At 64.7% G+C, this 8,535-nt stretch carries 6 protein-coding genes; 4 read left to right on the forward strand and 2 right to left on the reverse strand.

Annotated elements, in window-relative coordinates; genetic code table 11:
• Positions 1 to 88 precede the first annotated feature (88 nt).
• On the reverse strand, positions 89 to 529 hold the full coding sequence (gene gloA / locus ACUN9Y_RS02400) for a lactoylglutathione lyase (protein WP_445459066.1): 441 nt from the start codon (positions 527 to 529) through the stop codon (positions 89 to 91).
• A 109-nt stretch (positions 530 to 638) separates the two neighbouring features.
• Positions 639 to 1,091: a DUF411 domain-containing protein gene (locus tag ACUN9Y_RS02405; protein ID WP_445459067.1), complete on the reverse strand. Its 453-nt coding sequence runs from the start codon at positions 1,089 to 1,091 to the stop codon at positions 639 to 641.
• Positions 1,092 to 1,251: 160 nt separating this feature from the next.
• Here ACUN9Y_RS02405 and ACUN9Y_RS02410 point away from each other — a divergent pair, with 160 nt between their 5' ends.
• The 4 genes from ACUN9Y_RS02410 to ACUN9Y_RS02425 all read left to right on the forward strand — a co-directional run.
• Positions 1,252 to 1,809, forward strand: a complete 558-nt coding sequence (locus tag ACUN9Y_RS02410) for a DNA-3-methyladenine glycosylase I (protein WP_445459068.1) — start codon at positions 1,252 to 1,254, stop codon at positions 1,807 to 1,809.
• A gap of 94 nt (positions 1,810 to 1,903) precedes the next feature.
• Entirely contained in the window at positions 1,904 to 3,058 is a 1,155-nt protein-coding gene (locus ACUN9Y_RS02415; protein ID WP_445459069.1) for a metal-dependent hydrolase, read from the forward strand.
• A gap of 579 nt (positions 3,059 to 3,637) precedes the next feature.
• Positions 3,638 to 6,529: a type VI secretion system Vgr family protein gene (locus ACUN9Y_RS02420; protein ID WP_445459070.1), complete on the forward strand. Its 2,892-nt coding sequence runs from the start codon at positions 3,638 to 3,640 to the stop codon at positions 6,527 to 6,529.
• 28 nt (positions 6,530 to 6,557) lie between these two features.
• The coding region (locus ACUN9Y_RS02425; RefSeq protein WP_445459071.1) for a DUF6531 domain-containing protein at positions 6,558 to 8,535 on the forward strand (1,978 nt) is incomplete at its 3' end.

Below are 8,535 nucleotides of genomic sequence, written 5' to 3' on the forward strand. Positions count from 1 at the left end.
GTTCCAGGAGCTATTCCACGTCCAAGAACTATGCCAAGAACTGTTCCAAGAACTATGCCAAGAACTGTTCCAAGAACTGTTCTAGGAACTACCAGCTACCCGTATTTTCCATCGACGCCCAGGGTTCGGCCGGGGCCAGCGCATCGCCCTTCTGCAGCAATTCCACCGAGATGCCATCGGGGCTTCGGACGAAGGCCATGTGGCCATCCCGGGGCGGACGATTGATGGTCACGCCGCCATCTTGAAGCTTCTGGCACAGGGCATAGATATCATCGACCCGGTACGCCAGGTGGCCGAAGTTACGCCCGCCCTGATACTCCTCCGGGTCCCAGTTGTGGGTCAATTCAAGCTCCGGCGCCTGGGTCTCGCCGGAACGCGCCTCGTCCTCTGGCGCGGCCAGGAAGACCAGGGTAAAGCGGCCCTTGTCGTTCTCCTTGCGCCGAACCTCCTTCAGCCCCAGCAGCTCACAGTAGAACTGTAGCGAGGCTTCCAGGTCGCTGACGCGCACCATGGTGTGCAGGTATTGCATCGGAGTCTCCTTCTCGGTCAGGGGTGGCCCGCGGGACCTGGCCGCGGGCTCGGGTAACGTTGCACCGGTGCGAACAGGCACCCATGCCGAGGCCCTGGCGCGGCTCGTCTCACGGGTAGCGCGCAAAGACCTCGGCGCGCTCGGCCCCGTCGGCCCAGCTCAACACCGCGTACTCGTCGACCCGGCCGGTTTCCATGCCGGGCGAGCCCTGGGGCATGCCCGGTACGGCCAGGCCTTCGATATCCGGGTTTTGTTCCATGAGACGCGCCACCTGCTCTGCCGGCACATGGCCCTCGATCAGATAGCGCCGTCCAGCATCGGTTTCAAGCGTTGCCGTATGGCAGGAGCCTAGCGACGCGGGAACGCCCAGTTCGCGCTTCACGGCGCCGATATCGGCAGTCTCGTGAATACGAACCTCGAACCCGGCGTCGCGCATGTGCTCGGCCCAAGCGCTGCAGCACCCGCAGTTGGGGTCCTTGTGCATATCAAGAGAAGCGGCCAGGGCCAAGGGGCTTAACAAAGCACCGGTGACGACCACAAACGCGCGTGAGAAGTGGGACATGACGTATGATCTCCGAACGTGATTTCACCGCTATCGGCGGATGGCGGGACACCGACTGCCGCATGCTGTCACATACGGTACGCATAGGTCAGTGGTGACGATGAGCATGGAAAGGACACTATCCGATTCGCGCCGCTTATGCACAAGGATACGATCATCTATGAGCGACTACTGTGACCTTGCCCCGGGGCATCCGTTACACGGCCCCTATCACGATCAGGAGTACGGCTTCCCGATCGTCGATGAAAGCGACCTGTTCGAGCGCCTGGTGCTGGAAATCAACCAGGCGGGGCTGTCGTGGCTGACCGTGCTGAAAAAACGCGAGGCGTTTCGTGCCGCCTTCGACAACTTCGACGTCGATCGCGTCGCCGCTTACGGCGATGCCGAGCGCGATCGGCTATTGCAGGACGCCGGCATCATCCGCAATCGCCTGAAAGTCGAGGCCGTCATCCACAATGCCCGCGTCATCCAGGGCATGCGAGCGTCCGACGACGGCTTTCAGGCCTGGTTGGACGCCCATCACCCACTGGCGCACGCCGACTGGGTGAAGCTGTTCAAGCGTCACTTCCGCTTTACCGGGCCAGAGATCGTCAAGGAATTCCTGATGAGTTCTGGCTACCTGCCCGGCGCCCACCGTGACGACTGCCCGGTGCAGGCCCGCGTACTGAGGGCTTCGCCGGCCTGGGCCGAGGCAACAGCGGCCAGGGACAGGCGCTAGCCTGTCAGCGCCTCGGCCGCTTGATACCCGAACCTCCGGCACCTAGTCTTGCCCCATCACGCGTCGCCGTCGCGACCTCACCACGAGGGACCGCATGGACTCGATTACCCAGGCTGCCCTCGGTGCGGCCCTCGGCGGAGCCGTCATGGGCCGCCGCCTCGGACGCAAATCGCTCGCCATCGGCGCCGTGCTCGGCAGCCTGCCAGACATGGACGTCATCATCGACTACGGCGACGCCGTGGCCAACGTGACCTATCACCGCGGTTTCAGTCATTCGCTGTTTGTGCTGACCGGGCTCGCCACCCTGCTGGCCGGCCTGGCAGTCGCGCTCGCCCGTCGTCTTGACCGGCTTGAAGATGTCGGCCTGCTACGCTGGTGGGCGCTGTTCTGGCTGTGCCTGGCGACCCACCCGCTGCTAGATTCGATCACCACCTACGGCACCCAGTTGTGGTGGCCCTTGACGGTGACTCGGCCGAGCGCCACGCCGCTGGTATTCATCATCGACCCGCTCTATACCCTGCCGCTGCTGATTGCCCTTGGCGTGGCCTTGTGGCGCGGGCGGCGACAACCGGCCCGGCTACAACGCGCCGTCAGCTGGGGACTGGTCATCTCGAGTGCGTACCTGCTCACCGCACTCGGGGCCAAGAGCTGGGTGGCGTCTCGGGTGGAGCCGGTACTGGCCGATGCCGGCCTCACCGAGTCACCGAGACTGATCCAACCGGTCCCCTTCACCACGTTGCTGTGGCGAGTCACGGTGATCGACGGCGACCGCCAGCTGGAGACGCTGGTCGGCGTGTTCGACGGCGATACCTCACCACGGTTCGAGACCTTTCGCCGCCTCCCGGCGGATGCCAAGCGTCCACAACAGCAACGTGATCCCGACGGCGCGCCGGCCGACGACCTCGAAGGCGTTGCCCTTGCCACCGCGATGGGCCGCCGCCTCGACTGGTTCGCCGGCCCCTTCCTGCGCTACGAGGCCGTGAGTGACGGCGGCGTCACTCAGCTACAGACCACCGATCTGCGCCTTGGCTTTCCGGGTTTCCATCCGTTCCGTTTCGCCCTGGCCGAACTCGGCCCGTCTGGCTGGCAGCCCCTGACACCGACCCTCCAGCTCGACGATGCCCCCCGGGAACGGCCACTTGCTCAGCTTTGGCAGCGCATCTTCACGCCGCAGCCTCCGCTCTGCCTGAGCTCCCTGGTGGAGCCGCGCTTGCGCCTGACAGCTCCCCCTGCCTGCCGAACACCCTAAGTGCAGGCCATCACGACACAGGCGACCGGCGGGCACCTTCGTCGTGAGAGCCGCGCGGTCGGGGTGCATGCTATCGCCAGACGCTATTTGTAAGAGATATGCGATATCCCTCTTTCGCTGACCCGAGTACCCTTCCTCTCTGCAGACTCGTGCATTAACGCCTGGCCACCTCGGCGAACCGACTCGCAGCCTGTGCTTGATCATCGGCACCCGCTCTGCGGCGCGGTGGCCGCGATACGGCGCACGTCACCGCGTGTTGCCGATTGCTGGGTCGCGCGCGCAAGGTCGTGCTCAAGAGCGGGCGACGGCCATTCAACCGCCGGCCAAGCATCGAGCACCATCACGCGCTTGGCCGCCTATCGGCTCAGGCGCGTACCAGGGATGAAAGAACACCGACAGCGCCGCTAGCTACTGCGCAAAGAGCGCCGCTAGCCAAGACGCAAAAGGCGCCGCTAGCTACTGCGCAAAGAGCGCCGCTAGCCAAGACGCAAAAGGCGCCGCTAGCTACTGCGCAAAGAGCGCCGCTAGCCGATACGCAAAAGGCGCCGCTAGCCAATACGCAGAGAAAGGACGCTTGCGATGGCAGAATCAGACTGGCTCACGCCCCTTCTAGCCTCTTTCGAGGTGCCGCTCACCCAGAACGAGCGCCTGATCAAGTTAAGCCTGGAGGCCAAGGGCGCCGACCTCATTCCCCACCGCCTGGTCGGCGAAGAGCGTATTTCCCGGCCCTTCGCCTACACCCTCGACTGCATCGCCCAACGCGGCGATATCGAGCTCAAGAGCCTGATGGCCCAGCCCGCCGAGCTCTCGATTCGCCAGGCCAGCGGCCAGTATCGACGGCTGTCCGGGCTGGTCGAATCGGCCGCGCTTCTCGGCGAAGATGGCGGAGTTCACTATTATCAATTGGTGCTCGTGCCCTGGATCGCGATGCTCAAACTCGGCCGCGACAGCCGCATCTTCCAGGACAAGAGCGCCGTCGAGGTGCTCGAGGCGGTGTTCGCGCAACAGGCCACCGTTCTGGGCCAGTGCCAGTGGCGTTTCGATCTTCGCCGCGACTACCCGGTGCGCAGTTACTGTGTGCAGTACCGCGAAAGCGACTATCACTTTGTCAGCCGACTCTGCGAGCAAGAAGGCATCTGGTGGTACACCGAGCATGCCGGTAGCCACCGGAGCGACGGCGAGAGTCGCAACGAGGCGGGCGAAGAGAACGGCAATGATCGCGGTGAAGACTTCAGCGGCCACCGCATCGTCTTCACCGACGACCCGCAGACCTGCCTGCCGGTCACGCCCCAGACTATTCGCTTTCACCGTCAGGATGCCACCGAGCATGAAGACGCCATCACCCAGTGGGGCGGTTGGCGCGAGCAGCAGCCGACCCGGGTCAGCATCGGCACCTTCGACTACAAGCAACCCCGGCTCGAGAAGCACAGCCTGCAGGACAGCATCCGCGACCAGGGCAACCTGCCGGAGCAGGACGTCTACGATACCCCCGGCGAGTACTACTTCGACGATCACTTTCGCGGCGAGCGCCTGACGGTCAACCGCCTGGAGGCGCTGGAATCCAAGGCCAAGCGCTTTCATGGCGCCGGTGGCGCCCGCCAGCTCGAGGTGGGGCGCTGGTTCGAGCTCAGCCAGCATGCGCGTCACGACAGTGGCGGCAGCGGCGAGCGCGAATTTCTTGTTCTCGCGCAGACCATTCACGCCGAGAACGCCCTGCCGGTCTCGGCTCATCTCAATACCCTGCCGGGCAGCCTGCAGGCACCGCTCGATAGCGCCCGCCGTGCCCATGGGTTAGAAGACGATAGTCTCCACAGCGACGACTACCAGCGCGCCGGCACCGGCCACTATTTGGTCGACTTCGAGACCCAGCGCCTAAGCCAGCCCTACCGCAGCCCCCTGGATCACCCGCGCCCGGTGGTGGGCGGGCCCCAGACCGCCATCGTCGTCGGCCCGGAGGGTGAAGAGATCCACACCGATCACCTCAACCGGGTCAAGGTGCAGTTTCACTGGGATCGTCTGGGGAACCGTGATGCCCAGTCGAGCTGCTGGCTGCGCGTCAGCGAGCCCAATGCCGGTGCCAGCTGGGGGGGCGTGTTCGTGCCACGGATCGGCCAGGAGGTGTTAATCACCTACCTGGAAGGCGACCCCGATCGCCCTCTGATCACCGGACGCGTCTACAACGGCGATCACCGTCCCCAGTGGCACTCCAACGGCCTGCTGTCGGGCATCAAGACCAAGACCTATCGCGGCGGCAAGTACAACGAACTGGTGTTCGATGATGCCACCGACCAGGAGCGGGTGCGGCTCAATTCCGAGCACGCCAAGAGCCAGCTGAACCTTGGCTACCTGATTCACCAGAACGGCAACACCCGGGGCGCCTTTCGCGGCACCGGCTTCGAGCTACGCTCGGATGCCTATGGCGCCATTCGCGCCAACGACGGCCTGCTGCTGACCAGCTGGGGCCAGATCGGCGCCGGCGGCGAACAGCTCGACCTGACCCCGGCCTATCAACAACTGCAAAGCGCCTGGCAACTGGCGGATTCACTCAGCGACAGTGCCATTGAGCACGACGCCGAAGCGCTGGCGGCCAGCAATGATTTGCACAAGGCCGGCGAAGATGCCAAGGGCCGCTACACCGGCGTGGGCGGCGCCACAGGGACGGGCGAGCAGGATCAGTCCACCGCTAAAGGAGCCAGCCAAGCCGGCCGCGGCGAGGCCGCCAGGCTCACTGCCCCCTGGCTGCACTTAGCCTCCCCCGCCGGCATCGCCCTGAGCACGCCGGAATCGACCCACCTGGCCCAGGGCAGGTCCCTGAGCATCACCAGCGGTGAGGACATCAACCTGGCGAGCGGAAAGAGCCTGGTCGGCACCTTTGCCGAAAAACTGTCTCTCTTCGTCCAGCGCGCCGGCATCAAGCTGTTTGCCGCCCAAGGCAAGGTCGAGATCCAGGCCCAGAGCGACGAGATGGCGCTGACCGCCGAGAAAGACGTCACGATTACCTCGACCGAACGCAAGATCGACGTCGCCGCGGCCGAGGAGATCCTGCTGGTCTGCGCCGGCGCCTATATCCGCCTAAAAGGCGGCAATATCGAACTCCACGCCCCGGGCAAGATCGACGTCAAGGGCGCGCTGCATAACTTTGGTGGCCCGGCCAGCATCAGCCGGACATTGCCGAACTTGCCCGTGACCGAGCCGAGCAATCTAGAGCTTCTGCATACCTACGGCAATGACGAACCCGTTGTTGGTGCTGCCTATCGGGCCACCTTCGGTGACGGTTCCATTCGTACCGGCGTGCTGGACCCCCAGGGCCGAGCATCGCTTTCGGGAGTGCCCGTCGGGAGTGCCCAGGTCGAGTACTTTTCCGACCCGCGGGATATCGGCCTGATTCCGCAGGAATGGCAACACTCTCCGCGCCGAGCCCCCGATATTTCGGCGCTGGCTCAGCGTCACAAGACCAACGACAAGACCTAGACGAACCATGGGTGACAGGGATAGCACCATGACCAGCGAGTCCGACACTTACCAGGCGCCGGCGGAACTGCGAGAGCGCGCCATCGCCATGCGCGTTGTCACCACCGAGCCGTACGCCACCCCCGAGCCTCCGCACGTCGAGATCGATACCGAGCCCGACGACAGCACCATGCTGGATATCGTGATTCAGGCCGCCTACATGGTTCCCGTGGTGGGCAACGTCATGTCCATCGGCGACGTCGCTCGGGACATCATCACGCTGTGCGATGATGACAACGGCGGCCAGCCTAACCATGTCAATCCGTGGCTGTGGGCCATCCTGGTCATCGATGCCATCGGCATCATCCCCGCCGCGGGCAACGCGTCTCGCCCCGTTCGCGTCGCGTCACGAGAAGCGATTCTGGCCTTTATCCGCGGCAATGGCATCGAACTCGTGGCGCAACTGCTGTGGGCCAGGGCCTCAGGCGATGCCATCGAGTTCGTCGCCAACCTCCAAGACTGGATCGTCGAACAGAAGCCGGCATTACGCCGCTATGCGACCCGCACGATATCCGCCATCCAGTCGCTGGTGGCCAATCCGGTGACCGGCGCAGAGCAATTGAAGTTGATCGAAAGGAATCCGGCCTGGTGGGATGTGCCCGAGAACGGCAAACGCATTGTCTTGAAGGCCTTCGATGCTCTGATAGAGGCATTTGGCGAAGATAAGCGTCAGCACCTGCTCAGGGCACTCGGCCAAGTGGGGGCAGCGGCCGACCGAATGATCGTTGTGGCCGTCGACAACCTGCTGCCGGTCCTGATCGCCCTGGCGGAATCGCTACGCGCCAAGCGCCGACGGCAACGCAACATCGAGCATCAAGCGCAAGCCAGTACCGGGGGTGAAAACCACCACTCGCGTGATGCGCAGTCACAGGTGTCGACGCACGAAGGCCGCACTCCCAGCTCGACTCCGGCCGGCTGCGCCTGCTCCCGCTCTGCGCCGCGATCGGTCTCCGCCAACCCCATCGACTACGTCATGGGCGATGAGAACCTGTGGCACACCGACTTTCGCGTGCCGGGCCTGATCGACGTCGAATGGACACGCTACTACCGCTCGAGCATCGATGAGCTCGATGACAGCGAACTCGGCGCCCGCTGGAGCTCGCCCTATCATCTGCGCTTCGAGCAGCACGGCGGCCAACTGACCTATATCGACGGCCTCAATCGCGCCCTGCCCATCGAGCCCTTGGCCCCCGGCGAGCAGCGCTTTTTGCCGCGCGAGCGCATGACCCTGGCCCACCCCGATGGCGATACCTATGAGCTGACCTACCTGGACGGCAGCCGCGAGCGCTATCGGCGCATGGCGGGCGTCGATGCCGGGAGTGATGTCAGGAGCGATACCAGGAGCGATGCAAGCGCCGATTCGAGCGCCGACCGGGTTCACTTCCGCCTGGTCGAGCGGCGCGAGCGCGACGGCCGCGCCCTGACCCTGAGCTACCGCCAGGGCCGGCTGGCCGCGATCAGCGACGGTGCCGAACTCGAGCTGAGCTTTGTCTACGGCCAAGCCGGCCTGCTGGAGCGCGTGCTGCGCCACTACCCGGCAAGCGATCACGAGCCCGAGGTGCTCGCCCTCTATGCCCACGACGCCAAGCGTAATCTCGTCTCCCACCGCAATGCGCGCGATCATCAGCGCGAGTATCGCTATTCCCATCACCTGCTGACCCACTACACCGACCTCAATGGCATCGGCGTCGAGCTGACCTGGGACTGGCCGGGCAAGGCCGACGGCGCCCTGCCCTCCGCCCACGAAGCGCGCTGCGTGCGCAACCGTCTGGACGACGGCAGCGAAGACACCCGCTTCGAGTACCACCGTGAGCTGTGGTACACCCGCGTCACCGACGCTGGCGGCGTGGTCACGATCTATCGCTACAACTACCACAACGAGATCGAGTCGATCACCCACCCCTACCATCCGGCACTTGGCAGCGAGCACTGGCGCTGGGATGCCCACGGCCGGCTCACCCAGCACC

The organism is Halomonas sp. V046 (assembly GCF_052645355.1).